Source organism: Streptomyces sp. NBC_00663 (assembly GCF_036226885.1).
GTDB lineage: Bacteria > Actinomycetota > Actinomycetes > Streptomycetales > Streptomycetaceae > Streptomyces.
Genome location: NZ_CP109027.1, coordinates 8,909,077 through 8,934,063 on the forward strand (window position 1 = coordinate 8,909,077; position 24,987 = coordinate 8,934,063).

Sequence of the window (24,987 nt, forward strand, 5' to 3'; positions counted from 1 at the left end):
AGATGCCTTTCATGGGTCGAGTCACTGGCCGAGGATGAAGTTGATCTGGTCGTTGGTCTTGGTCAGCCCGCTCACCGGGGCGCCGTTGGCGAAGACGTCCTGCATGGCCGGGCGCATCAGCGCGTAGACGTCCGCCGCGTAGTCGGTGACCGGGAAGGCGAACGTCCTGGCGTGCTTCTTGTCGGTGACCGGTTCGGTGAAGGCGGACACGTCGATGCCCTTCTTCCGGTACGACGCCACGGCCGCGGCGGTGCCGTCAGGAGTGGCCGGGAAGACGATGCCGTAGCGGCCGACGGTCTTCTGGCACTCGTTCGAGGCCAGGTACGTCACCCATTTCTTCGCGCCCTCCTTGTTGCGGGCGTTCTTGGTGACCGAGTCGGCGAGGCCGTTCATCATGGTGGCCCGCTTGCCGCTCGGGCCTGTCGGGGTGACGGCGGTGCCGACGTCGAGGCCCTTGGTGCCGTAGTACGTCGAGATCATCCAGGCGCCGTCGAAGGCGGTCGCCGCCCGGCCGGAGGCCACCTGGGCGTTGGCCGGGTTGGCGCCGTCGGTGTAGTCGGTGAACGGCGCGAGATAGCCCTTCTTCGCCAGGCCGAAGTACCAGTCGATCACCGACTGGAAGGTCTCGCTGTCGTATTCGTAGGCATCTCCCCAGCGGGCCTTGTCCGTGTAGTTCCAGCCCGCCGAGCCGGTGAACGGGCTCCAGGTGGTCTGCCCGTCGGCGTCGCCCGCGCCGGCCGTGGCGAGGCCGTAGACCTTGACGTGGTGCCTGTCGAAGCCCGGTTCGTCGCCGCGCCTGCCGTTGCGGTCGACGGTCAGATGCGCGAGGGCCTTCTCGAAGGTGCCGCCGTCCTTCGGGTTCCACGACAGGGAGTTGAGCCGGTCGCCGGTGAGACCGGCGGCCTCGGTCAGCTTCTTGTTGTAGAAGAGGGCGACGGTGTCCCAGTCCTTGGGGGCGCCGTAGCGGTGCCCGTCCTGGCCGACCCAGTTCGCGCCGAGCCCGGCCTGGTAGGAGGAGTCGTCGATGCCCAGGTCGTCCAGCGGTTCGAGCACGTCGAGGTCGGCGAACTGGCCGAACTTCTGGATGTGGTCGGTGAACACGTCCGGCTCGGTGCCCGCGATGAAGCTCGCGGTGAGCTTGGTCCAGTAGTCGGCCCAGCCCAGCTGCGTGATCTTCACGTCCAGTCCCGGGTTCTCCTTCTCGAAGCCCTTCGCACAGGCCTGGTAGGCGGGCAGCTGGTTGGCGTCCCACAGCCAGTAGGTCACCGAGTTCGCGCCCGAGCCGGCCGCGCCTCCCTGCGCGCACCCGGAGACCAGGGACAGCGTCAGCGCCCCGGTGAGCGCCATGACGGTTCGAATTCGCATCCCTGTCCCCTTACTTGACGCCGGTGAAGCTGATGGTGCTGACGATGCGGCGCGCGAAGACACCGAAGAGCAGCAGCATGGGAAGGGCCGCGATGAGGGTGGCGGCCATCAGGCCGGACCAGTCGTAGCCGGTCTGCGGGGTCTGCGCCCGGAAGATGGCGAGCGCCACGGTCAGCACCCGGGAACTGTCGCTGTACGACACCATCAGCGGCCAGAAGTAGTCGTTCCAGGAGGTGATGTACGTCAGCACCCCGAGCGTGAGGATCGGCGTGGACGCCATCGGCAGCATCACCCGGAAGAAGATCCTGACCTTCCCGGCGCCGTCGAGCAGCGCGGCCTCCTCGACCTCGCGGGGCACGTTCATGAAGAACTGCCGCAGGAAGAACACCGCGAACGGCGTCATGAACATCGTCGGCAGCGCGATGCCCAACAGGTTGTCGATCAGGCCGAGTTGCTTGATCAGCACGAAGTTCGGCAGCAGCGTGAAGATGGTGGGCACCATCAGCCCGGCCAGGAACAGCCCGAACATCTTGTCCCGGCCGCGCCAGCGCAGCCGGGAGAAGGCGTAGGCGGCCATCGCGGAGAAGAAGATCTGGCAGACGGTGATCAGGGTCGAGACGACGACCGAGTTGATCAGATAGCGCCAGAACTTCAGACCGCCGCCCGATCCGCCCTGGGCGATCGCCTCCTCCGTGGACTGAAGGCCCAGCGCGCGCTCGAAGCCGCCGGTGGTGAAGTCGACGGGCAGCGGGTCGCCGGGGTGGGCGGCCAGGGCGGTGTTGGATGACAGCGCGGTGCGCAGGATCCAGTAGAACGGCAGCAGCGTCACGAGCACGATCGCGGCCATCACCACCCAGGCCGCGATCCGGCCCACGGAGGGGCGGCGCCTGAGCGGTCGTACGGATACCGGTGCCGTCTTGGCCGGCGTAGCGGTCACAGCAGCCATGTCGGTGTCTCCCCTCTCCTCAGCCCAGGTCCGTCTGACCGGCGCGGGTGATCCGGTACTGGAGCACCGTGATCGCGCTGAGCACCACGAGCAGCGCCACCGACATCGCGGAGGCGTAGCCGAACTGGAAGCGGCCGAACGCGGAGCCGTAGATGTAGAACTGAAGGACGTTGGTGGCGTTCGCCGGTCCGCCGTTGGTCGTCACGGCGACCGTGTCGAACACCTGGAACGATCCGATCACCGTCATGATCAGCACGACCGCCAGGACCGGTCGCAGCAGCGGCAGCGTGATCCGCCAGAACATGCGCCCCTCGCTCGCGCCGTCCACCCTGGCGGCCTCGTACATGTCGTTGGGGATGGCCTGGAGGCCCGCGAAGAGCAGCAGCGCGGTGTAGCCGACGTGCCGCCACACATTGATCAGGGCGATCGTCGGGATCGCCCAGGTCTCGTCGTTGAGGAACGGGATGCGGTCGAAGCCGAGCCCCGCGACGACCTCGTTGCCGATGCCGAGCTGGGTGTCCAGGATCCAGAGCCAGACGATGCCCGCGACGACGTTCGACATCAGATACGGGGTGAGCACGATGCCGCGCAGCACCGCCGACTGGGTCAGCCGCTGGAGCAGCACGGCGATGGCGAGCGCCGACACCGTCTGCACACCGATGTTGATGACCACGTAGACGACGGTGACGCGCAGCGAGTCCCAGAAGATCGGGTCGTGGACCATCCGGTCGTAGTTGTCCAGGCCCACCCACTCCGCCGGCGTCAGCAGGTTGAAGCGGGTGAAGCTCAGATAGATGCCCCGCAACGTCGGCCAGAGCAGGAAGACCACGAAGCCCAGCAGCGCCGGTGCGAGGAACACCGCGGCGAGCCGGCCGTCCCCGCCGCCCTCCCGGGCTTTCGCCCTTCCCGTCCTCGGTGTCGTCCGTGCGCCCTCGGCGCCACCCACAGGGAGGCGCGACGGAGGGCTGCTGGAGGCGATGGTCATCGGGAGACTCCCTCGTCTGCGGCGGCTCATCCTCGGGGCACTTACTTTTGTGGCGAAAGAATAAGGACGTCAAGAGGTGTGCGAACATCTTTTCCAAGCCACCCTCGGCCGCTTAGAGTGGTCACGTTGTTTTCATTGCGAAAGAAACGGACGGGGGATACTGACCGTCATGACCGCAAGTGCCGCCAGCTGGCACCCCCTGAGCCCCGGAGAACGTTCGGTGGCGATCGAGGTGCTCGTCCACGGGCCCCTGTCGCGCACCGAGCTCGCCCGACGCCTCGACCTGTCCGCGGGCAGCCTCACCCGGCTGACCAAGCCGCTCATCGAGTCGGGCCTGCTGATCGAGGTGCCCGAGGCGGGTGCGCCCGCCGAGGTGCGCCAGGGCCGCCCCTCGCAGCCGCTCGACGTGGTCGCCGACTCCCGCTCGTTCATCGGCTTCAAGGTCACGGGCGACATGGCCTACGGCGTCGTCACCACCCTGCGCAGCGAGATCGTCGCCCGCCATGACCGCCCCCTCACCACCCATGACCCGGCCGAAGTCGCCGACCTGCTCGCGGAGATGGCCGACGAGCTGGCCCGCGCCCACCCCTCGCGGGTCGCCGGCATCGGCATCGGCGTGGGCGGCCTGGTGCAGGAGCGTGCCGTCGTGGGGGAGTCGCCCTTCCTGCACTGGCGGGACGTCCCGCTCGCCGAACTCGTCGAGGACCGTACGGGGTTGCCGGTCGTCATAGAGAACGACGTCGCCGCGCTCGTCGAGGCGGAGACCTGGTTCGGCGCGGGGCGCGGCCTCGACCGTTTCGTCGTACTCACCATCGGCGCCGGCCTCGGCTACGGACTCGTGCTGGGCGGTCGCCGGGTCCCCTACGCCGAGGAGGACCGCGGCTTCGGGCGGCACTGGATCGTCAACCCCAACGGTCCGCTCACTCCCGAGGGTGAACGCGGCAGCGCTGTCTCCCTGTTGACCATCCCCAACATCCGCTATCAGGTGCGGGCCGCCACCGGCCGCGACCACACCTACGAGGAGATCCTCACCCTCGCCGCCGCGGGCGAGCCGATGCCGGCCCGGGTCATCGACGAGGCCGCGCGGGCACTGGGCGTCCTCATCGCCCAGATCGCCAACTTCGCGATGCCGCAGAAGATCCTGCTCGCCGGCGAGGGCGTCGGTCTGATGGACGTGGCGGGCAAGGCGGTGGACGACACCATCCGCTTCCACCGGCATCCGCTGGCCGCGCCGATCGACCTGGAGACCAAGGTGTCCGACTTCCACGACTGGGCCCGCGGGGCTGCCGTCCTGGCGATCCAGGTGCTGGTCCTCGGGGCAGCGGAAGCGTGAGTTCCACCACGGTTGACCTGGGTGAACTCCCAAAACACGGTGGTCAGATGGACGTGATCAGCAACACGGTCCGAAATGTCCGTATTGCTCGTACTTACTCACGGCGCCTTCACCTTCGGCCCCGTATGCTTCACATCATGTCCACCACTGTTGAACCGGCTTCCGATAGGTCGGCTGACGAGGTCAACGAGGAGATCCGGGCCCTGTGGTTCCGGTCGGGCGGGACACTGAGCGGCGAGCAGCGCGAGGAGTACCGGCGTCTCGTCCTGGAGTGGGCCGCCGCGGCCCCGCAGCCGGCCTGACGCCCAGCCTCAAAAGACCCCGCAAGCTCGCAAGGCCACTGAAGGCACCCGTTCTCACGGGTGCCTTTTCGCACATCAGGCCTCAGCCCCACGTCGCCGAGTAGTACCGCTGATACGCCTTGCGGTCCTGCTCCGCCCGGATGTACCGCGTCGCCACCAGCGCGATCATGCTGCCCCCGACCACCAGCAGCCCCGGACCGACGTTCCGGGTGTCCGTGAGCCGGGCCAGCAAAGTCTCGCCCTGCGCGCCCCCGCCCGTCGCGGGCGCGGAAGACCCCGGCGTGGCCGCACCGGGAGCGCTCGCGCCCTGCGTGGCGGAGACGGACGGCGCCGGCGAGGCGCCCTGCTGTTTGCCACCGGCGGGGGCCGACACGAGGAGCTGCACCCCGAGCTGGTTCAGTGCCGCCGTCACCGGCTGGAAGAACGTCGTACCGCCGGCCGTGCAGTCGCCGCTGCCGCCGGACGTGATGCCGAGCGCGATCCCCTCGGAGAACAACGGCCCCCCGCTGTCCCCGGGTTCGGCGCACACGTTCGTCTCGATCAGACCGGACACCGTGCCCTCGGGGTAGTTCACCGTCGCGTTCAGCGCCGTCACCTGCCCGTCGCGCAGGCCGCTCGTACTGCCGCTGCGGAACACCCGCTGGCCCACGGACGGATCGGCCGCGCCCGTGATCAGCACCCCTTTGCCGCCGCCCACGGCCACGACCGCCGCACCGTCGCCCGCCTTGCCGCTGTCGTACTGGACCAGGGAGAAGTCGGCACCCGGGAAGTTCTGCGCGGTCGTCCTGCCGAGCTGCGTCCGCCCCCGGTTGTCCGCGAACCAGACCGACCCGGTGGGACCGCAGTGCCCCGCGGTGAGGATGAAGTCCTGCTGTCCGTTGGTCACGTTGAAGCCGGCCGAGCAGCGTCCGCCGGTCGACAGGATGGGCTGCGCCCCGTTGACGCGGGGCGTGAACGTGCCCTCGGCGCGCTCCATGCGGACGAAGCCGCCGATGCCCTCGGCGACCTCGGTGAGCCGCTTCCAGTCGGTGGCGGAGACGGTGCTGTCGGCCCGTACCACCACCTCGTTGGTCCGGTAGTCGAGGGCCCACGCCGTGCCGGCCACCCGGGGCGCCGAACGCAGCGTGCCGGTCGCCGACTTGAGCTCGTCCATGCTGTGCGGGACGACCTTCGCCGTGGCGCCCGCGCGGCGCACCTCGGCGGCGGTCTTCTGGTCGGTGACGGCGACGACCGGCCGCCCGTCCGTGCCGATCCAGCTGCCCGCCGTACGCGAAGTGCCCAGCCGGGACGCCAGATCGGTCCCCGTCTGCGCCGCGGACCCGGCGGTCGTACGGGTGAGGGCGGGGGTCCCCGCTGGTTCGCTCGCGACGGCACGGGTCACCATCGTTGCGCCCAACAGGAGTCCGCCGACGGCGGCCAGCCGTGTCACTCGCCGGACCGTCCGTCGTCGTGCGTGCCTCATGCATGGCTCCCGAACCCCGAGCGTGCGGCGCCAACACCGCGGGGCCTCGCGGAAGTCGAGTGCCCTCCCCTCATACGCGCCCCGGGGCTGTCGTGTTCAAGCGGCCGGCGTCACTTCTTGCGGCCGACCCCGCAGTAGAGGGCCACCTCGGGCGGCTCCGCCCCGTCCACGCGCTCGGCGCGCCACCGCGAGCACGACACGATCCCCGGCGCCAGCACGTCCAGACCGTCGAAGAAGCGGGCGACGGCCTCGGGGGTGCGTTGCGTCAGGCGGGGCGTGCCGTGCTCGTTCCAGAACCGGACGGCCGCGTCCACGTCCGGCATGCCCGGGTGCACGACGGTGTGCGACAGGACGAGATGGCTGCCGACCGGCAGCGCGTCCATGAGCCGGCGCACAAGGCCGTACGGGTCCTCGTCGTCGCCGATGAAGATGACCACACCGAGCAGCAGCAGGGCGACCGGGCGGGTGAAGTCCAGGGTGGCGGAAGCCCGTTGGAGGATGGCGTCGACATTGCGCAGATCCTCGTCGAGATGGTCGGTGCGGCCCTCGGGCGTACTGGTGAGCAGGGCGCGGGCGTGGGTGAGGACGAGCGGGTCGTTGTCGACGTAGACGACCCGCGCGTCGGCGGCGAGGCGCTGGGCGACCTCGTGCGTGTTGTCCGCGGTGGGCAGCCCGGTGCCTATGTCGAGGAACTGCCGGACGCCCGCCTCACCGACGAGATGACGCACGGCTCGGCCGAGGAAGCGGCGGTCGGCGCGGGCGTACTCGTCGATGGCCGGGTGGAGTTCGCGGATCCGGTCGCCCGCCACCCGGTCCACCTCGTAGTAGTCACCGCCGCCCAGCCAGTAGTTCCAGATCCGGGCCGTGTGCGGCCGCAGTGTGTTGATCCGGCTGCGCAGGGACGCGGCGGTGGCCGGCGAGTGGTCCGTCACGGGGCTCTGTTCTCCTGGAGTACCTGCTCGGATACGACGACAACGCGCAATCTAGACCGCGAAGTTCACGTCTGCCGAGGGTGCGGAGGCAACTCCGTTCAGCGCATTCGGCGCGAGCGCGGCCCAGCTGTGCTCGTCACCCCACACGGACGTCGGCCCGACATAGGGGTGCAGCAGCGCCACGAGCGCCGGATCGCCACGTCCGTTGAGCACATCGGAGGCGATCTTGCGGGCGATCCCCGCGAGGAAGTCGGCCAGCTGGATCCGCGGATCCCATCGCGCCTGGACCAGCTCCATGCCGTCGAAGCCGACGCCCGCCCGGCCGGCGGTCTCCTCGATCCAGGCGATGCGGTCCGGCGTCAGCATGTTCTGCCGGTCGTGGACCAGCCGGACCGTGCGGCGGCCTCCCGCGCTCCAGTGCGCGGCCGTGTGGACGATCGCGGGCAGCAGCGGATTGAGCGCGGGGATCAGCGGATAGTGCTCCCCGACCCGGGTCCGGTAGGCGTCGGCCCGCGTCCGCGTCGCGGCCAGCCGCTCCAGGGTCCGCGCCACGTCCGGCCGGGGCGCGGCGCGGCGCAGGGCGGCGATCGTACGGAAGAACGCGGCCACGGGCTCGTCGGGTTCGCCGTTGCCGCGTACACGCAGCAGGTGGTTCGCCGCCTCCAGGAAGGCCCGCCACAGGTCGGGCCCGAAGTCCGTCGGTCCCTGTCGGTACAGGGCGAGGACCCCCGCGGCGTCACCGTCACCGCTGTCACCGCCGTCACTGTCGTCCAGCAGCAGGGCGACCGCCCGGTCCACGACGAAGTACGCCTTCTCGGTCAGATGCACATGGGCATGCCCGTGCAGCGGCCCCGAGGCCGCGAGCAGTGACTCCAGTGCCGCCCGGTGCTTCTCCCGCAGCAGATGGTTGGCCTTGTACTCCTCGGCGGGCGACCGGATCCGCTCCCGCAGCTCCAGAAGGTACGCGGCGGCGGTCTCCAGGGGGACATCCACACTGCCGTGCGCGAACACGTCCGTGTTGCCGCCGGTGAGGTTCTCGCCGTCCGACCCGGACTCGTCGCAGGCCACCTCGACGAGTGCCCCCGGGATCGCTCCTCGTACGCCCTCCTCGGGATTCCCTGTCACACGAAGCTCCCTGTCCGTCCGCCACCCCCCAGCATCCCTCGTGCGCAGCGCGAGGTGAACCGAATTGTTCACGGACGCCCACCTGACGCGAGCAGGCGGAGGGAGCGCTGCCTAGACTCCGGGCATGAGTGACACGACGCTGGACCGGCTCGGCGCCGGCAGCTACCTGCTGATCACCAGCTTCCGCAAGAACGGCACCGGGGTACCCACCCCGGTATGGGTGGTCCGGGACGGGGACGCGCTCGGGGTGTGGTCCGCCGCGGACTCCTGGAAGGTGAAGCGGATCAGGGCCCGCGCCGATGTCCTCGTCGGGCCGTGCGACCTGCGCGGCAACCCCACCGGTGAGTCGGTCCCCGGCACCGCGGAGATCTGCGACGCGCAGACGAGCGCCCGCTATCGCAAGCTCATCGCCCGCAAGTACGGCATCCTCGGGCGGCTGAGCCTGCTCGGCAGCCGGCTGCGCCGGGGGACGCACGGCACGGTGGGGATCCGGGTGACGCTGACGGACTGAGCGGGGGGAGTGAGCGGGGGGAGTGAGCAGGGGGTGCTCAAGGGGACGGTGTCCCCGGCTGTCAGGTCCAGGCGCGGTAGGGCTCGTCGAGCAGCTGGAAGACGGGCTCGCCGCGGACGGGGTCCTTGGCCGTGGACAGCCGGACCCGGTCGCCGCTGTGGATGCCGATGGGCGGGCCCATGACCCGGCCGCGGACGACGAAGCCCTCGGCCATCTCGATCATCGACACGTTGCGCGCGGCGGGCGTGTTGCGGTGCACGACCGTGGAGTGCCGGACCGTCCCCGTGCCCTCGCTGCGTTCCGTGCGCAGGTCGCTGCCCTGGCAGACCGGACACAGCAGCCGGTGGTACATGGCGGTGCCGCACCAGTTGCAGCGCTGGAAGAGCATGGCGTTCTGGTCGGGGGCCGCGGGTTCGAGGACCGCCGCCGCGGAACCGGATGCCTGCTGAGCGACGCTTCCTGAGAAGTGGTACACGCTGGTCAACTCCCTGCGCTCGACCGGAATCCCACGTGCGCGGGTCACCCGGGCACGGATGTGCGCGGCGCTCTGTGCCACCGTGCACAACCGCAGCGTATGGCACTGAGTGTCGTCCGTAAAGGTACTCGGTACCCTGAATTTGTCGCCCGCCGAGAGGCGGGAGTCAGTGCTGGCCCGGATCCCGTTCGAGCGTGGCCTCGATCTCCTGGACGACCCGCCACAGCGGTGCGCCGCGGCGGGACACGAGCACCACCACGTCCTCGGAGTCGTCGGCGTGCCCCGGGCCGGTGGGCGCGGGCGACGGGCCGAAGGCCGACTGGACGTAGCCGAGCGCGTGGTCCATCTCCGTGCCGACGTCTGCCTTGCCGTCCGAGCGCAGCCACGACCGCAGCGCGTTGTTGTGCGCCGCGGCGACGGCCGCCGCGATCACGTCGGCGTGCAGGGACCCGTCGCGCCGTCCGGCGAGGCGGCGGCGGAGATACTCCGCGAACGCGCGCTCGTAGCGCCACACCACGGACAGCTCATAGGCGCGCAGGCCCGGCACCTTCTTGGTGAGCCGGTAGCGCTGCACGGAGAAGGTCGGGTTCTCGGTGTACATGCGCAGCACCAGCCGGACCGCCTCGCAGACCCGCAGCACGGGGTCGTCGGCGTCGTCGCCGGCGGCGAGGTAGTCGGTCACGTCGGCCAGGGAGCGCTCGTGGTCGGGGAAGACCACGTCCTCCTTGGAAGGGAAGTAGCGGAAGAACGACCGCCGGCCCACCCCGGCGAGCGCCACGATGTCGTCGACCGTGGTCTGCTCGTACCCCCGCTCCAGGAACAGCTGGAACGCCGCCGCGACCAGGGCGTCGCGCATGGGCGGCTTGGCGGCCGCCGTTTCCGTCTTCTCGCCGCGCCGGGGCGCCGCGCTGCTGGAGCTCATGGACGGGAACGTAGCACCGGTACGTCCGGTATGGCACTCAGTGCTCTCAGCCTGGGGGACTGAGTGCACTATGGGCGACCGCGATCGTATTGATCGGAAGTGATCGATACGCTTGGGGGCGTAGAGTGAACGGCCCGGGATCACGCTCCGCGTCGGCTCGGGGAACGTTCGTCCAGGCCTCGCACCAGGGGGATTCCATGCGACTGCATGTCGACCAGCGTCATGAGCGGGTGCTCGAACTAGTCCGGCAGCGCGGCAGCCTCCGGGTCGCCGAACTCGCCGCCGAACTCGGGGTGTCCGCGGTGACCCTGCGGCGCGACGTGGAGGCCCTGGCCGCGCAGGGGAGGGTGCAGCGCTTGCACGGTGCGGTGGTGTGGCCGGGGGACACCGTGGCCGAGACCCGGGTGCGGCCGCCTGCGGCCGAGGGTGCGGTGATCGGAATGATCGTGCCGAACACCCAGAACCTGTTCGCGGACATCGTGCACGGCGCGCGGGAGGCCGCGGCCGCGCAGGGCGCCCGGCTCGTCCTGGGAGTGACCGGATATGTCGAGGCCGAGGACGCGGTGCAGGCCGAGCACCTGGTCGCGGGCGGGGCGGAGGGGCTGATCGTCGCCCCGAGCTGGTTCGACGGCATCCCCGTGGACGGTCAGGAGAAGTGGCTGCTGGAACACGGTGTGCCCGCCGTCCTCGTCGAGCGGCTGGCCCCGCCCACCAACCCGGCGGCGGCGCTCGACCGGGTCCGCACCGACCGCGCGCACGGCGCGGCGGTGGCGGTGAGCCACTTCGCCGCGCTCGGCCACCGCAAGGTGACGGCGGTGTTGCAGGAAGGCCCGCACGCCGCGCAGATCACTGCGGGCTACCGGGCCGCCGTGGAGTCCCTGGGCCTTGACGTCGCGACCGGCGCGCCGACCGTACGGGAGCACGGCGACTACGAGGCGAGCGTCGACTATCTGGTCGAGGCGGTGAAGAAGCGTGGTGTCACCGCGGCGCTGGTGCACAGCGACGCCGACGCCATCGTGCTGGTGCCCCGCCTTCAGGCGTGCGGCATTCGGGTGCCCGACGACCTCGCGCTGATCGTGTACGAGGACGAGGTGGCCGGCCTCGCCGACGTGCCCCTCACCGCCGTCGCGCCGCCCAAGCGCGCGGTCGGGGAACTGGCCGCCAAGCTGCTGCTCCAGCGGCTCGCGGAGCGCGCGGGCGGGGCGGCGGACCCGGCGCCGCGTCAACACCTCGATCTGCTCCCGGAGTTGATAATCCGCGCGTCCTGCGGGGGTCACCGTTCCGCGCACTGAGTCCACCCGGAACGAAGTGATCGATCGCTGAGCGCTGTTCGATCGTTTTGATTGTCTTGCGCGAATGCTCTTGACTCCGATCGTCCGCGCGCAAAAGATGTGCTGCGTCCGCCTCTTCCCGTACGAGGTCTCGTAGGAGACGTGCAATGACGCGCACTTCACGTTCGTTCCGTACCGCTTCCCTCGCCGCCGTCGCCGCCCTGGGTCTGCTGGCCACCGCCACCGCGTGCGGCGGCGACGACTCCTCGGACGCCGCGTCCGACGGCAAGCCGGTCACCCTGACCTACTGGACCTGGACCCTCGGCGCCAAGTCGACCGTCGACGAGTTCAACCGGACGCACAAGGACATCAAGGTCAAGTTCACGGAGATACCCGGCGGCACCGAGGGCTACAGCAAGCTCGCCAACGCGGTGAAGGCGGACAACGCGCCCGACGTGGCCACGATCGAGTACCAGATGGTCCCCGAGTTCGCGAGCCAGGGAAACCTGATCGATTTGACCAAGTACGCCGGTGAAACGGTCAAGTCGAAGTTCCCGGAGTCCGTTCAGAGCCTTGTGACCTTCGGCGGCAAGACCTGGACCGTGCCCTACGACGTCGCCCCGCAGCTGTACTACTACCGCACCGACCTGTTCAAGAAGTACGGCATCGAAGTCCCCAAGACCTGGGACGAGTTCAAGACCGCAGCGGAGAGGGTCAAGAAGCAGGACAAGAACGTCCGCCTCGCCTCGATGCCTAAGAGCGACCCGGCGCTGCTGGCCGCGCTGTCCTGGCAGGCCGGCGGCAAGTGGTTCGCGACCGAGGGCGACGCCTGGAAGCCCGGGGTGAACGACGCCGCCACCAAGAAGGTCGCCGCCTACTGGGACGGCCTCGTCGACGACGGCCTCGTGCAGTCCTTCGCCGGCTGGAGCCCCGAGGAGGCCAAGGCCCGCACCGACGGCAAGACGCTCTCCTTCCTCGGCGCATCCTGGTCCGCGGGCGGCATGAAGACATCTATGCCCGACCTCGCCGGCAAGTGGGCCGCGGCCCCCATCCCCAACTGGGGCACCGCCGCGAGCGGCAACTACGGCGGCACCTCCTACGGCGTCCTCAAGGGCAGCGACCAGGCCGAGGCCGCGGCCGAGTTCATCACCTGGCTCACCACGAACAAGGCCGGCGTCGAGGCCCGCCTCGCCGACCTGGAGTCACCCAGCAGCGCGCTGCCGGCCAACCCCGAGATGCGTGAGGTGGCCGCCGACAGGTTCGACACGGCGTATCTGAAGGGCCAGGACCTCTACGCCCTCGCCTCCGAGCAGGTCGACACGATCGTGCCCGGCTGGACATGGGGCCCGAACCAGATGGACGTCTACACCGCCGTCCAGGACACCACCGCCAAGTCCGGCTTCACAGCGGGCGTCGAGGCGGGCCAGCAGAAGGCGGAGTCGGGGATACAGGACCGGGGTCTGAAGCTCGCGAAGTAGCAGCACCGCGAGCACGGACACGAGAACAGGCTGACGAACCTCAGGGGCGCGGGGCCGTGTCGATGTGCGGCTCCGCCGCGTGCGCGCGACCAGCCCCCACGCCCCCGCAGCCGCACAACAACCCGAACCACCCCCCCACCCCGCCCTTGACCCCCGCCCGCCAAGGAGCCCACGTGGCACAAACCTCCACCCGGCCCGCAAGCCGGCAGGCCGTGCGGCACCAGCCCCCGCACCAGTCGCCGGTCACCTCACAACTCCGGCGCGACCAACGCCGCACCGCCGCCCTCTTCATCGTCCCGTTCTTCATCCTCTTCGCCGTAGTCATGGTCGCCCCCATCGTCTACGCACTCTGGATGAGCCTCTTCCAGGAGCGTTCCTCAGGACTCGGCTTCGGCGGCGCCGAACGCGTCTTCGCGGGATTCGACAACTACGCCAACGCCCTGACCGACGACGGCTTCCGATCCTCCTTCGCGCACATCGCGCTGTACTGCGCCCTCTACATCCCGGTCATGATCGGCGGGTCGCTGGCCCTCGCACTCCTCGTCGACTCCGCGCTGGCCCGCGCCAAGCGCTTCTTCCAGCTCGCCCTGTTCCTGCCGCACGCGATTCCCGGACTGATCGCCTCGATCATCTGGATCTATCTCTACACACCCGGTCTGAGCCCGGTGCTCGACGGGATCGGCGCGCTCGGCGGAACCTGGGACTTCTACACCGACGACCATGTGCTCGCGTCGATGGTCAACCTGTGCGCCTGGCAGTGGACGGGCTACAACATGGTCATCTTCTACGCCGCCCTCCAGGCCGTCCCGCGCGAAGTGATCGAAGCGGCCGTCGTGGACGGCGCCGGAGCCCTGCGCACCGCCTTGCGGATCAAGGTCCCGATGATCGCCTCCGCGGTCGTCATGACCGTTCTGTTCACCTGTGTCGGCGCGATCCAGATCTTCACCGAGCCGAAACTCCTCAACCAGCGAGGCGCGCCCTCCATCGACACCGAGTGGTCTCCCACGCTCTTCATCTGGAAGGCCGGGTTCGTGCAGCACGACTACGGTCTCGCCGCCGCCGCGTCCCTGATGCTCGCCGCGCTCGGCATCGCCCTCTCCTACCTCGTCACCCGGCTCGGCAACCGGTGGAAGGCGGCCACGTCATGAGCACCCTCACCACCAGCCGGCGCCGCGCGTCGACAAGTGCCCTGCTCTCCAAGGGAGTTGTCAACGGCATCCTGGTCGTCGCCGCGTTCTACACGCTCATGCCGGTCAGCTGGCTGCTGATCGCCGCCACCAAGAACCACCGCGACCTGTTCGCCACCTCGGGGTTCGCCTTCGGCGACTTCAACCTCTTCGTGAACCTCGAACGGGTCCTGACCTTCAACGACGGCATATACCTGCGCTGGTTCGGCAACAGCATCCTCTACTCCGTCGTCGGCTCCGCCGCCTCCACCCTCCTGTGCGTGGCCACGGGCTACGCCTTCGACAAGTACGCGTTCCGCGGCAAGGAGAAGCTGTTCGGCCTGGTGCTGGGCGGTGTCCTCGTCCCCACCACCGTCATCCAGCTCCCGATGTACCTGCTCGCCAGCAAGGCGGGCATCGTCAACACCTACTGGGCGCTGCTGCTGCCGGCCCTGGTCAACCCGTTCGGCGTCTACCTCGCCCGCGTCTTCTCCGAGGGCTATGTCCCCAACGAGGTCCTGGAGGCCGCCCGCGTGGACGGGGCCGGCGAACTGCGCGTGTTCTCCCGGATCTCCCTGCCCATGCTGGCGCCCGGCTTCATGACCATCTTCCTGTTCTCGTTCACCGCCAGCTGGAACAACTTCTTCGGCGCCCTCGTCATGCTCAACGACGACTCGCTCTACCCGGTCAACCTGGGCCTGTTCATGTGGAACAGCGTCACCCAGCAGCAGCCCGAGTACTACTCGCTCGTCATCACCGGCTCCCTCGTCGCCGTCGTCCCGCTGATCGTCGCGTTCGTGTGCCTCCAGCGCTTCTGGCGCTCCGGCCTGACCGCGGGCGCCGTCAAATGACCATGTCCGTCCAGGAAGGCACCCTCCTGAACACCAGCCAACCGCCCACCGTCCTGCTCGCCATGGACTCCACCATCCACCAACGGCTCCTGACGGAAGGCTCCCTGGACCGACTCCGCTCCCTCTCGCGCGTCGACATCGCCACGGTCGTCACCGACCTCGCCACCGCGGACGCAGGCCAACTCGCCGAGGCCGAGGTGCTCTTCACCCACTGGGGCGCACCGGAACTCACCGAGGAGACACTGCGCCGCCTGCCCCGGCTACGGGCGGTCGTCCATGCGGCCGGCTCGGTCAAGCACCATGTCACCGATGCCGTCTGGCGACGTGGCATCGCGGTCTCGACCGCGGCCGCGGCCAACGCGCTGCCGGTCGCCGAATTCACCCTGGCCGCCATCCTGTTCGCGAACAAGCGTGTCCTCGACGTCGCCCGTGACTACGCAGCCCTCCGCGCCCGGCCCGACCTGCTCCCGTACTTCAGCGGCCACGGCAACTACCACCGCACGGTCGGGATCGTCGGCGCCTCCCGCATCGGACGCCGCCTGCTCGACCTGTTGCGCCCGCACGACCTCGACGTGCTCCTGCACGACCCGTACATCGACGACCGGCAGGCCCGTGCCCTGGGAGCGGAACCGGCGGGCCTCGACGAACTGGCCCTGGCCAGCCACGTGGTCTCCATCCACGCGCCCCAACTTCCCGAGACCCACCACATGTTCGACGCCCGACGCATCGCACTCCTCAGGGACGGCGCCACCCTGATCAACACCGCGCGCGGCTCCCTCGTCGACACGAACGCCCTCACCGCGCACCTCGTGACCGGCCGCCTCCACGCCGTTCTCGACGTCACGGAACCGGATGTGCCGCCCGCCGACTCGCCGCTGTTCACCCTGCCCAACGTGCTGCTCACCCCGCACATCGCCGGTTCCCTCGGCAACGAGCTGCACCGGATGACCGATTGGGCCATCGACGAGGTCTCCCGGTTCGCGCAGGGCTTGCCGTTCGCCCACCCGGTCGGCTCCGAGGAACTGTCCCGCTCGGCCTGAACACCCCGTACCCGAAAGGAAAACCGTGCGGAACCGTGTCCTCGTCGTCGGCATCGACGGCGTACGTCTCGACGTGCTGCGCCGACTGCCCACCCCGCACCTCGACGCCCTGGCCGCCGACGGCTTCCTCACCCCCATCGAGGTGGACGCGGACACCCCCACCATGTCGGGTCCGTGCTGGGCGACGATCGTCACCGGCGTCACCGCGACCCGACACGGGGTGTGGAGCAACGACTTCACCGGGCACCGCCTCGACGTCTTCCCCGACTTCGCCACCCGGCTCGCCGAACAGGACGGCCGCCGCACCTTCGTCGCGGCCGGCTGGCGCCCGCTGATGCAGGTCCGCGACGGCGGCCCGCTGTTCCGCGCCCCGTCCAGGACCGTCTTCACCGAGCCGGCCGCGGACACCCCAAAAGCCTGGGAACGCTGCGACGAACAGATCACCGACGCGGCCGTGCAGGTCCTGGCCGAGGACGAGATCGAGGCGGCGTTCGTCTACCTCGGCGCCCCCGACGAGACAGCGCACTTCCTCGGCTGCGGCGAGGCTTACGAGGCGTCGATACGACAGGCCGACGTCCGCCTCGGCCGCCTGCTCGCCGCGCTGCGCTCCCGTCCCTCCCACGCCGACGAACACTGGACCGTCCTCGTCGTGACCGACCACGGCCATGTCGACGCGGGCGGTCACGGCGGCCGTACCCCCGAGGAGCGCACGGCATGGCTGGCCGCGGCGGGCCCCGGAATCGGCGCCGCACCACCGGTACTCCGGCACGTGGACGTCGCCGCGCAGGCGTTCGCGGCCCTCGGCCGCCACCCCGACCGGCACTGGACCCTGGACGGCAGCCCCTTCGCCGCCGCCCCGCACGCCGTGCTCCTCGACATGGACGGCACCCTCGTCGACACCGAGTCGCTGTGGCTGCGCACGGTCCGCGCGAGCGCACCCGACATCGACGTGACCCAGGTCCTCGGCCGCTCGGTCCCCGAGACCGCCGCCCACCTGCACGCCCGCACCGGCGGCGACCCGCGGAAACTGGCCGCCGATCTGGAGGCACGCTTCCTGGCAGCCGTCCAGGACGAGGCGACCCCGCTGCCCGGCGCCCTCGAACTCCTCGACCTCCTCGGGGAGTTGAACATCCCCGCGGCTCTGGTCTCGGCCTCCTCACGGCCCGTCGTCGACACCGTCCTCGGCCTCCTCGGCCGCGACCGGTTCCGTACGACCGTCGCCGATGGCGAGACGCGCCGCACCAAACCCGCCGCGGACCCCTATCTCGCCGCCGCCCGGCACCTCGGCGTCGACCCCGCGGCCTGTCTCGCCGTCGAGGACTCACCCACCGGCGTCACGGCCGCCGAGGCCGCCGGCTGCCGGATCCTCGCCGTCCCGTCGTACGCCCCCATCGCGCCCGCACGACGCCGCACGGTGGTGGCCGACCTGAAGGGGATCGGCCGGCGCGAGCTGTGGGCGGCGGGGCTGTGACCTGGTGATCCGGCATTTTGTTCGACGTGCGCCCGCCACGTACGATCGCATCCCGCCGCCGCCGAGGAGAAGACCCGCATGCCGCGCATCCTGTATGTCACCGACCTCGCCTACGAGGCACGCGGGCGGCGCTACGGCGACGAGGACATCTTCCTGACCGCACGGCTGCGCGAGGACTTCGACCTCGCCCTGTGCAACCCGCGGGACGCGGCGGCGCTGATGGACGCCTTCGACGCGGTGGTCATCCGCAATAGCGGTCCGGTGCTCACCCACCAGGAGGCCTACGACGCCTTCCGCGAGCGAGCGCTGGCGACGGGAGCGCGGGTGTACAACCCCCTCTCCGGCCAGGCCGACATGGCCGGCAAGCAGTACCTGCTCGACCTGGCCGCGGCCGGCTACCCGGTCATCCCCACCGTCGACCGCGCCGACGACCTGCACCGCCTGCCGGACGCGGACCGGTATGTCGTCAAGCCCAAGCTGGGCGCCGACTCCATGGGCCTGAGGATCGTGTCCGCCGCCGAGGTGGGTGCCTTCGCGACCGGCGACGTGCTGGTCCAGCCGTGCGTCGACTTCGCCTACGAGGTGTCCTTCTACTTCGTCGACCACGACTTCCAGTACGCCCTGTACGCGCCGCACCCCGACCGGCGCTGGCAGCTGGAGCCCTACGAAGCCACCGCGGACGACCTGGACTTCGCGCGCCGGTTCATCGACTGGAACACCCTCGACCACGGCATCCAGCGTGTCGACGCCTGCCGCGCCCCCGACGGGGAACTGCTGCTCGTCGAGCTGGAGGACCTGAACCCGTATCTCTCGCTCGACGTGCTGGACGACGCGGCGCGGGACGCCTTCGTGGCGGCGCTGAAGGCGTCCCTGCACCGGTTCCTCAGCCGAGGGTGACGGTGATCTTCTGGGTGACTCCGGCCAGGCCGGTCATGTCCCCGAAGGTCAGCCGCAGCGTGGAGCCCGTCGTGGCCGAGGTGACCGTGGACGGCTTGGACACCACCGAGGACACCGCCCGGTTCCAGGTGAGGGTGAGGCCCGTGTTCATCCGCTTCGGGTCGCTGACGCAGATCACCGCCGTGCCGTCGCTCTTCTCGCTGATCATCACGCAGCACGGGTCGCTCGCGACGAGGTCGCCGACCGTGCCGCCGAACCAGAAGTTGACACCGGTGAACCCCGACGAGGGCACGGTCACGCCCTGGTGGTCATCGGTGTTGGCGAGGACGGTCAGCCAGCCGGTGGCGGTGGCACGCGCCTGGGTCTGGGCGGCCGTGGCGCCGGGCATGAGCAGATAGGCGTAGGTCCCGTCGGTCGGGTTCGTGCCGTGATCGGCGTACAGGGTCAGGTACTTGCGGTTGAGGACCGTCGTGGAGCCGCCCTTGTTGATGTCGCTCCACTTTCCGTCGCGCGAGTCCCTGAGCGCGGTGAAGCTCGCGCCACCGGGGAAGACGTAGCCGCCCATGCCGCCGATGTGCGCCCAGCCGGCCCCGGTGAACGTCTGCGACCAGGGGTAGGCGGCGGACTGGACGGTGCCGTCGACGGTGAACGCGTGGCTTCCGGTGGGGCCGAGGTTGCGGTTCTCGATCGTCGACTCGACCGTCGTGCCGTCGGTGCACTTGATGCCCGCGCCGAGGCAGAGGATCGAGTCGTCCAGACAGAACCACGACTTCTTCGCCATGAGCGTGGACTGAAGTCCCTTGAGGTACTGGCCGATCGCGGCCCGCTGTCCGTCCGTGGCCCCGCCCACCCAGTTCACGTCCGGCAGCGAGGCGCCCCAGTCGCCGCCGGCCGCGTCCGCGAGGACCTTGCGGGAGGCCGTGGTGCCGGGCAGGCGGTAGGGGTCGACGGTGGGCCAGAAGGCGTCGCTGTACTGGCCGTTGGCGTAGGTGTCGCCCCACCAGTAGAGCATTCCGGAGCCGGTGTGCCAGCCGCGCAGGTTCTCGCCGTTGCCCGTCTCGTAGTACGTGATCCTGCGGTCGGCCATGCTGATCGACGCGGCCCAGCCGGGTCGGCGGTGGGTGGCCCGCGCCATGCCGGTGAACAGTCGGTGGCCGGTCGGTTCGGCGATCGCGGTGACCGTCGTGTCGTCCACGACGCTCTGGAGACGGGCGAGCCCCGTCAGCCCGAGGGAGGGGTCGCTCAACGGCGGGCTGTAGTAGTCACGCTGGATCCACCCCTTCACCAGACCGCGCCAGCGCGCGTTCTCGGCGGCGCTCGCACCCTGGCCCAGCAGGACGATCGACGCGAGGATCGGGTGACCGCGCAGGTGGTCGTTCTGCTGGATCTGCTTGGTGTCGGCGGCCGAGAGGCCCCGGCTGACCGCCCGCCCGGAGACGCCGTCCATCACCAGCCCGTTGTAGAGGAAGGGCGCCCAGGCGTTCTCCACGGCGTCGAGGACGATCTGCCGGTTCGCGTCGGTGACCTGCCACGTCGACCCGGCGAGCAGCGCGAACAGCATCCCGAGCCCGCCGAGCAGGACGGAGCCGTACGAGCCCGTGTACGGCACGGTCGTGTGCTGGACGAACGACCCGTCGGTGTAGAGGCCGTCGCCGCTCGTGACATACGGGAAGACGGGGGAGAGGGCGTCCCGGGCCAGCGCGACCTTCGCGGAACTCGCGCCGACGATCCCCCGCAGCGCCAGCACCCGGCACAGGTCGACCCGGTTGGCCCCGGTGCTGGTGCCGCTGTAGCTCGCGACGGCGGAATCGGGGACGAAGTGGTCGACCGCGGCGAGGTAGTTCGCGAGCTGGGTCGCGGACAAGGCGTCGTACATCAGCACGCACACGTCCAGCAGGGCCTGCGGGGCGCCGATCTGCCAGCTGTACCAGTTGCCGTACCGGGTCTGGCCGGCGTTGTAGACCTCGGTGTGCAGATGGTCGAGGCCGGTGAGGATCGCGGTCTTGAGGGCCGCGTCGCCGGTGCGGCCCGTGCCCTGCTGGCAGTAGGCCTGGGCGAGCGTGCTGAGCCGGTTGTAGCTGGCGTTGAGGTTGCCGGAGTAGCCGTAGGACTCCTGGTCGGTGTCGGGTTCCGGGTCCGCGTACACCAGGTCCGGCCACAGCGAGCCGGACGCCGGTGCCATGGCGGACTGCAACTGGGACGCGGTGGTGCCCAGTTCGGTGAGCCGGCTGCGGAACGGCTCGGCGGTGGGACTGAAGCCCTCGCCGAGGATCAGGGTGCGCCACTTCGCCCGCAGGGTCGTGAACTCGTCCGCCTCCGCGGTCTGCGCGGCGGACGCGGAAGCGGCGGAAGCGGCGTTGGACTGTGAGGGGACGCCCAGCGCGACGGCGGTACCGGTGCTTGCGGCTGCGGCCAGCAGGCCGCGACGTGACCAACGAGTCGTCATGACGGCGGTTTCTAGCACGGTATCGCTCAAACGCTCAATAGATCACGCCAATTTGAACGTATCGATCGTTTCCGTCGGGAGGCGGGAATGAACTCCTTGGACACCGGCCCCGTATCTCTCTCCGAAGCACCGGACGGAAGGAGAACGACGTGTCGACATCGCCCGAGCCCGGCCGGCCGGACGACCGCCCGGTCCTCGAACCGATCCGAGTCCTGCGCCCGCGCCGCACCGACGCCCTCGCCGAACTGATGAAGGACCTGCCCCGACGCACCACCGGCTTCGAGTCCGTGGTGATGCCGCGACGGGTGTCCGGGCATGAGGACTTCGGCGTCGAGGACGCGACCCAGGAACTGCCGCCGGTTCGCGCAGCCGGCCCCGGCCACGGCCCCGGCTCAGGCCTGCGTCGCGCCGCCGTCGTGGTCGCCGTGGGCGCGGCGGCCCTGGTGGGCTTCGGCTGCGCGCTGCTGCTCCCGGGCCGGGCCGACGGCACCGCCGCGCCCGCGCCGTCCCCCACGCCCTCGGCCCCGTCGAGCGGTCCCGCCACCACCGACCCCGACGGCGCCGGGACCCTCCGGGAGGGAGACAGCGGCCCCGAGGTGACCGACCTCCAGGAACGCCTGCTGCGCATCCCCGACGTCTACGCGAACGGCTCCACCGACGGCACCTACGACACCGTCCTCACCGAGGCCGTGGCCCGTTTCCAGCTCTGGTACGGCATCCGGGGCGACGAGACCGGCGTCTACGGCGACGACACCCGCCGCGACCTGGAGTCCCGGACGGCCACCGGCGGCTGACCCACGGCGGGGATCGGTCGAACGCGGGGCAACGCACAGCACAAGAGGCCCCGATCAGGCGCCCGGAGACGTCATCATGACGGCACCACCGCGTTCCGCGCAGCGCACCCTGCCCCCGAAGGCCACGCCGATGACCCTCTCCCGCATTCCCGGCCTCGTCCTGCCCGCCGTCTTCCTGTCGGCCCTCGTCATCGGCGCGTTCTGGTACTGGCGCCACCGCCACGACGACCCGCCCTGACCGGCCTCGCCGTCAGCGCCCGGGATCAGATCTCGTCGTACGGCACCCGGATGTCCACCACGCACACGTCGTCGCGGCGCTCGCCCTCCAGCAGGTCGGTCAGCAGCGGGCGCAACGATCGCGGGCCGTCGGCCCGGTGGCTCAGGACGGCATCGGCGAGCCGCTTCAGGCCCCGGTCGATGCCCTCGGCCGGGCGCTCCACCAGTCCGTCCGTGTACAGCATGAGCCGGTCGCCGGGTTCGAGCCGGCACTCGGCCTCCTCGAAGGCCGGGGAGCCGCTCGCCCCGAGCAGCATCCCGCCCGGCCGGCCCAGGTACCGCACCTCGCCCGCGCGCTGGAGCAAGGGCGGCGGATGTCCTGCCTGCGCCCACACCAGACGGTGTTCGGCGGGGGAGTAGCGGGCCAGGACCATGGTGGCCGTGCCGTGCGAGTCACGGGAGTGCAGCAGCAGGGTGTTGAGCCGGGCGAGGGCGCCGGTCAGCGAGGAGCCCGTGATGACCATGCCCTTGGCGGTGAACCGGAGTTGGGCCATGGTGGCGACGGCGTCGATGCCGTGGCCCGCGACGTCGCCGACCACGAACAGGGCGTCGCCGTCGGGCAGTTCTATGGCGCTGAACCAGTCGCCGCCGACATGGACCCCTGACTGGGCGGGCAGATAGGCGACTTCGACGCGCAGTCCGGCCAGACGCAGGGGATGGGTGGGCAGCGGGAGCAGCGCGTGCTGGAGCCGGCCGGCGAGGGTGCGCTCGGCACGCAGGTCGTCGTGCTGCGTGAGGATGGCCTGTTCGCTCTCGACGAGAGCGAGTTCGGCTCTGCGCTGCGCGGTGAGGTCCTGGAGGAAGCCGTGTACCTCGACGGGGGTGCCCTGTGCGTCGGTGACCGCCTCGGCCACGATCCGCAGATGCCGGACGCCGTCCGTGGCCCTGACCCGGAAGGGCACGGCGAGCGGCCGTCCGCGGCGCACGAGGTCCCTGACGGCACGGGTCAGTGCCGGGACGTCCTCGGCCAGCGCGAGCTCGGGCAGCGCGGCGATCCGCACCGGGCCGTCCGCGGGATCGCGGTCGAGGACGGCGTAGACCTGGGAGGACCAGCCGACCTCGTGCGTGAGCAGGTTCCAGTTCGCCCAGCCGAGATTGCCGAGCCGCTGTACGTCCGCGAGCCGCTGTTCCTGGAGGTCGGAGGAGTCGTGCCGGATCCAGGTGAGGGCGAGCGCGCCGCCCAGTTTCGCCACGCGCACCGTGTACGTGGACAGTTCGGAGATCCCGGCCACCATCGCCTGCTGGGCGAAGGGCTCGCCGTCGTACGGCTCCCCGCTGGTGAGGGTGTGCAGACAGCCCTGCCACAGCGGCTCGCCGGCGAGGTTCGGGAAGCACTCGAGGAGCCGCAGCCCGACCAGTTCACGGCCGGTGCGGCCGAGGGCGTCGAACGCCTCCTCGGTCGCGGCGGCGACACGGTAGTCCTCGACCTCGCCGGACGCGGCACGCAGCGGGGCGAGCAGCAGACTGGCGCCGGGCAGCGCGTCGAACACCGTCTGGACGGGGTGGTCGGCGACCGGTTCGCTGCGCGGGTCGAAGGCGCGCAGCCGGCCGGCGCAGAGCTGGGTGACGGCCACCAGGTGTTCCCGGTGGTGCGGGGCGAACGGTCCGCCCTGGGCGCGCAGGAAGCCGATGCAGACCTCGGCGGTGTCCTGCGTGACCACGGGCACCCAGGCGCGGGACCGCCAGCGCTCGGGCGGGTTGCCGATCAGCAGGTGCCGCTCGCTGTCCGTGTGGATGTCCTCCAGCCAGCGCGGCTCACGGGTCCGCAGGGCCTCCAGAGGGGCGATGCCGCGGAGCGGTGGCACATGGCGCCACTGGGCGGCCAGCGTCTCGTCGATGCCGGCGTGCCCGATCAGCGCCAGGCCTCCGGCGGGCAGGTGCGCGTAGATCATGATGGCGTCGGTCTCGGCGCCCGGCGACAGATGTTCCAGCAGACACCGGGCCAGGTCCTGAGGTGTGCCCACGCGGACCAGGGCCTTGCCGAGCCGGCCCAGGTCGGTGGTGTCGTGCCATGCGAGCGTCGTCTCGGGCCGGGCGGCGTTTAGGGCCGGCCCGGACAGGCCGGTCGACAGGGGCGGCACCAGGTCGCCGAGGGTGAGCCAGCACTCCTCCAGCAGGGTGCGGTGGGCCGCCTTGGCGCGCTTGACCAGTTCCTCTCCGGCCGCGTCCGGAGAGCAGCCGGTCATGGCCATCACGGCGCCCTTCGCCCGCTCCACGACGGTCGAGGTCGCAGCTTGGTCCCGCAACCGGTCCATCTCGGCACGCTGCCGGGCGACGATCTTGGCCAGCGCGGCCGTGTCGGGGGCGGTACCGGAATCCGCGGGGATGGCGGGCTCGCTCGTCACGCCCTGAGCATCGCACACGTGGACCGCCCCGGGGGGGGTCTTGTCGGGACCGGTTTCACTCGAAAGTGCGGGGTCAAGGAACCTTTGCCGGGGAGCCTTCGTCAGCGTCCGGCGTTCTGGTCGATCAAGGCCCGGGTGACCGCGCGGACGCTGCGCGCGATGTGCTGGAGTTGCAGCACCTCCGCCGCGTACAGCTTGATCGTGTGCTCGATGACCGACTCGGGCAGCCCGAGCCCGGGCAGGTCCGCGCGGGCGGTCTGGAGGGCGGTGCGGGCGACCCGGATCTCGTGCTGGACCTGGATCTGCGCGTGCCGGGCGAGGAGGACGGGGTGGCGGATGAGCGCCGGGTAGCTGGCGTAGCGCGCCGGCACCAGCTCGCGCAGCCACTTGGCGGCCGAGCGCTCCCAGTCGTAGCTGCCGGGCGACTTGACCTGACAGGGCCAGTCCTGGCTGATGCGCGTCGTCGTCGTGACAGTCATGGTCATCGCTTCCCGGTGTGCGGCGTCGTGTGGGGTGGTCCGACGGTTGTGGGCGGCCCCGGCCTAGGGGATGACCGGGGCCGCCGCGGGCGCTCGCGCAGGCGATGCCCGATCG

Annotated in this window: 23 protein-coding genes; 12 read left to right on the forward strand and 11 right to left on the reverse strand. The window is 70.5% G+C overall.

All coding sequences use genetic code 11. The features are described 5' to 3' along the window. Positions 1–21: 21 nt before the first annotated feature. From OG866_RS40545 to OG866_RS40555, 3 genes are read right to left on the reverse strand one after another with little or no spacing between them, the layout of a single operon-like run. Positions 22–1,365, reverse strand: coding sequence for an ABC transporter substrate-binding protein (locus tag OG866_RS40545; RefSeq protein WP_329342594.1), 1,344 nt, complete (start codon positions 1,363–1,365; stop codon positions 22–24). Positions 1,366–1,375: 10 nt separating this feature from the next. Further along, positions 1,376–2,311, reverse strand: a complete 936-nt coding sequence (locus tag OG866_RS40550; RefSeq protein ID WP_329342595.1) for a carbohydrate ABC transporter permease — start codon at positions 2,309–2,311, stop codon at positions 1,376–1,378. Positions 2,312–2,330: 19 nt separating this feature from the next. After that, positions 2,331–3,296 (reverse strand): carbohydrate ABC transporter permease, encoded by a 966-nt coding sequence (locus OG866_RS40555; RefSeq protein WP_329342596.1) that lies wholly within the window; start codon positions 3,294–3,296, stop codon positions 2,331–2,333. 169 nt (positions 3,297–3,465) lie between these two features. Here OG866_RS40555 and OG866_RS40560 point away from each other — a divergent pair, with 169 nt between their 5' ends. Together OG866_RS40560 and OG866_RS40565 are read left to right on the forward strand one after the other, a co-directional pair. Beyond that, a complete protein-coding gene (locus tag OG866_RS40560) occupies positions 3,466–4,629 on the forward strand; it encodes an ROK family transcriptional regulator (RefSeq protein WP_329342598.1) in 1,164 nt (387 codons plus the stop codon). A 137-nt stretch (positions 4,630–4,766) separates the two neighbouring features. Next, positions 4,767–4,931 carry a hypothetical protein gene (locus OG866_RS40565; RefSeq protein ID WP_194082231.1) on the forward strand — a complete coding sequence of 55 codons (165 nt, stop codon included), beginning with the start codon at positions 4,767–4,769 and terminating at the stop codon, positions 4,929–4,931. A gap of 82 nt (positions 4,932–5,013) precedes the next feature. Here the strand turns inward: OG866_RS40565 and OG866_RS40570 are convergent, their stop codons facing one another. The 3 genes from OG866_RS40570 to OG866_RS40580 all read right to left on the reverse strand — a co-directional run bounded on the left by OG866_RS40570 (position 5,014) and on the right by OG866_RS40580 (position 8,450). Then, positions 5,014–6,393, reverse strand: a complete 1,380-nt coding sequence (locus OG866_RS40570; RefSeq protein ID WP_329342601.1) for a S1 family peptidase — start codon at positions 6,391–6,393, stop codon at positions 5,014–5,016. A gap of 110 nt (positions 6,394–6,503) precedes the next feature. Next, positions 6,504–7,325 (reverse strand): SAM-dependent methyltransferase, encoded by an 822-nt coding sequence (locus OG866_RS40575; protein WP_329342603.1) that lies wholly within the window; start codon positions 7,323–7,325, stop codon positions 6,504–6,506. Between the two features lie 51 nt (positions 7,326–7,376). Continuing rightward, positions 7,377–8,450, reverse strand: a complete 1,074-nt coding sequence (locus OG866_RS40580; protein WP_329342605.1) for a hypothetical protein — start codon at positions 8,448–8,450, stop codon at positions 7,377–7,379. A 124-nt stretch (positions 8,451–8,574) separates the two neighbouring features. Between OG866_RS40580 and OG866_RS40585 the strand changes: the two genes are divergently transcribed. After that, positions 8,575–8,961: a PPOX class F420-dependent oxidoreductase gene (locus OG866_RS40585; RefSeq protein ID WP_329342606.1), complete on the forward strand. Its 387-nt coding sequence runs from the start codon at positions 8,575–8,577 to the stop codon at positions 8,959–8,961. A 61-nt stretch (positions 8,962–9,022) separates the two neighbouring features. Here the strand turns inward: OG866_RS40585 and OG866_RS40590 are convergent, their stop codons facing one another. Together OG866_RS40590 and OG866_RS40595 are read right to left on the reverse strand one after the other, a co-directional pair. Further along, positions 9,023–9,436 carry a Zn-ribbon domain-containing OB-fold protein gene (locus OG866_RS40590; RefSeq protein WP_329344526.1) on the reverse strand — a complete coding sequence of 138 codons (414 nt, stop codon included), beginning with the start codon at positions 9,434–9,436 and terminating at the stop codon, positions 9,023–9,025. Positions 9,437–9,602: 166 nt separating this feature from the next. After that, positions 9,603–10,358 (reverse strand): TetR family transcriptional regulator, encoded by a 756-nt coding sequence (locus OG866_RS40595; protein ID WP_329342608.1) that lies wholly within the window; start codon positions 10,356–10,358, stop codon positions 9,603–9,605. 197 nt (positions 10,359–10,555) lie between these two features. Between OG866_RS40595 and OG866_RS40600 the strand changes: the two genes are divergently transcribed. The 7 genes from OG866_RS40600 (at position 10,556) to OG866_RS40630 (ending at position 18,532) form a co-directional block, all read left to right on the forward strand. Continuing rightward, positions 10,556–11,650, forward strand: a complete 1,095-nt coding sequence (locus tag OG866_RS40600) for a substrate-binding domain-containing protein (RefSeq protein WP_329342610.1) — start codon at positions 10,556–10,558, stop codon at positions 11,648–11,650. Positions 11,651–11,796: 146 nt separating this feature from the next. Continuing rightward, the gene (locus tag OG866_RS40605; protein ID WP_329342611.1) at positions 11,797–13,107 is read left to right on the forward strand and encodes an ABC transporter substrate-binding protein; all 1,311 of its coding nucleotides are present in this window, start codon (positions 11,797–11,799) and stop codon (positions 13,105–13,107) included. 173 nt (positions 13,108–13,280) lie between these two features. Beyond that, positions 13,281–14,255, forward strand: coding sequence for a carbohydrate ABC transporter permease (locus tag OG866_RS40610; protein ID WP_329342613.1), 975 nt, complete (start codon positions 13,281–13,283; stop codon positions 14,253–14,255). Beyond that, positions 14,252–15,124: a carbohydrate ABC transporter permease gene (locus OG866_RS40615; RefSeq protein WP_329342614.1), complete on the forward strand. Its 873-nt coding sequence runs from the start codon at positions 14,252–14,254 to the stop codon at positions 15,122–15,124. Before OG866_RS40610 ends, OG866_RS40615 begins: the two co-directional genes overlap by 4 nt. Beyond that, on the forward strand, positions 15,121–16,164 hold the full coding sequence (locus tag OG866_RS40620) for a hydroxyacid dehydrogenase (RefSeq protein ID WP_329342616.1): 1,044 nt from the start codon (positions 15,121–15,123) through the stop codon (positions 16,162–16,164). The genes OG866_RS40615 and OG866_RS40620 overlap by 4 nt, the downstream gene beginning before the upstream one ends. 25 nt (positions 16,165–16,189) lie before the next feature. Beyond that, on the forward strand, positions 16,190–17,635 hold the full coding sequence (locus OG866_RS40625; RefSeq protein ID WP_329342617.1) for an HAD-IA family hydrolase: 1,446 nt from the start codon (positions 16,190–16,192) through the stop codon (positions 17,633–17,635). Positions 17,636–17,713: 78 nt separating this feature from the next. Then, the gene (locus tag OG866_RS40630; RefSeq protein ID WP_329342619.1) at positions 17,714–18,532 is read left to right on the forward strand and encodes a hypothetical protein; all 819 of its coding nucleotides are present in this window, start codon (positions 17,714–17,716) and stop codon (positions 18,530–18,532) included. Here OG866_RS40630 and OG866_RS40635 read toward each other — a convergent pair. Further along, on the reverse strand, positions 18,519–20,978 hold the full coding sequence (locus OG866_RS40635; RefSeq protein WP_329342620.1) for a polysaccharide lyase 8 family protein: 2,460 nt from the start codon (positions 20,976–20,978) through the stop codon (positions 18,519–18,521). The genes OG866_RS40630 and OG866_RS40635 overlap by 14 nt on opposite strands. A 149-nt stretch (positions 20,979–21,127) precedes the next feature. Between OG866_RS40635 and OG866_RS40640 the strand changes: the two genes are divergently transcribed. Together OG866_RS40640 and OG866_RS40645 are read left to right on the forward strand one after the other, a co-directional pair. Beyond that, on the forward strand, positions 21,128–21,772 hold the full coding sequence (locus tag OG866_RS40640) for a peptidoglycan-binding domain-containing protein (protein WP_329342622.1): 645 nt from the start codon (positions 21,128–21,130) through the stop codon (positions 21,770–21,772). A 76-nt stretch (positions 21,773–21,848) separates the two neighbouring features. After that, positions 21,849–22,010 carry a hypothetical protein gene (locus OG866_RS40645; protein ID WP_329342624.1) on the forward strand — a complete coding sequence of 54 codons (162 nt, stop codon included), beginning with the start codon at positions 21,849–21,851 and terminating at the stop codon, positions 22,008–22,010. 25 nt (positions 22,011–22,035) lie between these two features. Here OG866_RS40645 and OG866_RS40650 read toward each other — a convergent pair whose 3' ends face one another. Both OG866_RS40650 and OG866_RS40655 read right to left on the reverse strand, forming a co-directional pair. Continuing rightward, on the reverse strand, positions 22,036–24,393 hold the full coding sequence (locus OG866_RS40650; RefSeq protein ID WP_443063617.1) for a SpoIIE family protein phosphatase: 2,358 nt from the start codon (positions 24,391–24,393) through the stop codon (positions 22,036–22,038). A 101-nt stretch (positions 24,394–24,494) separates the two neighbouring features. After that, the gene (locus OG866_RS40655) at positions 24,495–24,878 is read right to left on the reverse strand and encodes a hypothetical protein (protein ID WP_329342626.1); all 384 of its coding nucleotides are present in this window, start codon (positions 24,876–24,878) and stop codon (positions 24,495–24,497) included. Positions 24,879–24,987: the final 109 nt, after the last annotated feature.

Excerpts from the sequence above, each read along its gene's own strand:
- OG866_RS40545 (WP_329342594.1), bottom strand. The coding sequence starts at position 1,365 with ATGCGAATTCGAACCGTCATGGCGCTCACCGGGGCGCTGACGCTGTCC.
- OG866_RS40550 (WP_329342595.1), bottom strand. The coding sequence starts at position 2,311 with ATGGCTGCTGTGACCGCTACGCCGGCCAAGACGGCACCGGTATCCGTA.
- OG866_RS40555 (WP_329342596.1), bottom strand. The coding sequence starts at position 3,296 with ATGACCATCGCCTCCAGCAGCCCTCCGTCGCGCCTCCCTGTGGGTGGC.
- OG866_RS40560 (WP_329342598.1), top strand. The coding sequence starts at position 3,466 with ATGACCGCAAGTGCCGCCAGCTGGCACCCCCTGAGCCCCGGAGAACGT.
- OG866_RS40565 (WP_194082231.1), top strand. The coding sequence starts at position 4,767 with ATGTCCACCACTGTTGAACCGGCTTCCGATAGGTCGGCTGACGAGGTC.
- OG866_RS40570 (WP_329342601.1), bottom strand. The coding sequence starts at position 6,393 with ATGAGGCACGCACGACGACGGACGGTCCGGCGAGTGACACGGCTGGCC.
- OG866_RS40585 (WP_329342606.1), top strand. The coding sequence starts at position 8,575 with ATGAGTGACACGACGCTGGACCGGCTCGGCGCCGGCAGCTACCTGCTG.
- OG866_RS40595 (WP_329342608.1), bottom strand. The coding sequence starts at position 10,358 with ATGAGCTCCAGCAGCGCGGCGCCCCGGCGCGGCGAGAAGACGGAAACG.
- OG866_RS40600 (WP_329342610.1), top strand. The coding sequence starts at position 10,556 with ATGCGACTGCATGTCGACCAGCGTCATGAGCGGGTGCTCGAACTAGTC.
- OG866_RS40605 (WP_329342611.1), top strand. The coding sequence starts at position 11,797 with ATGACGCGCACTTCACGTTCGTTCCGTACCGCTTCCCTCGCCGCCGTC.
- OG866_RS40615 (WP_329342614.1), top strand. The coding sequence starts at position 14,252 with ATGAGCACCCTCACCACCAGCCGGCGCCGCGCGTCGACAAGTGCCCTG.
- OG866_RS40620 (WP_329342616.1), top strand. The coding sequence starts at position 15,121 with ATGACCATGTCCGTCCAGGAAGGCACCCTCCTGAACACCAGCCAACCG.
- OG866_RS40630 (WP_329342619.1), top strand. The coding sequence starts at position 17,714 with ATGCCGCGCATCCTGTATGTCACCGACCTCGCCTACGAGGCACGCGGG.
- OG866_RS40635 (WP_329342620.1), bottom strand. The coding sequence starts at position 20,978 with ATGACGACTCGTTGGTCACGTCGCGGCCTGCTGGCCGCAGCCGCAAGC.
- OG866_RS40645 (WP_329342624.1), top strand. The coding sequence starts at position 21,849 with ATGACGGCACCACCGCGTTCCGCGCAGCGCACCCTGCCCCCGAAGGCC.
- OG866_RS40655 (WP_329342626.1), bottom strand. The coding sequence starts at position 24,878 with ATGACCATGACTGTCACGACGACGACGCGCATCAGCCAGGACTGGCCC.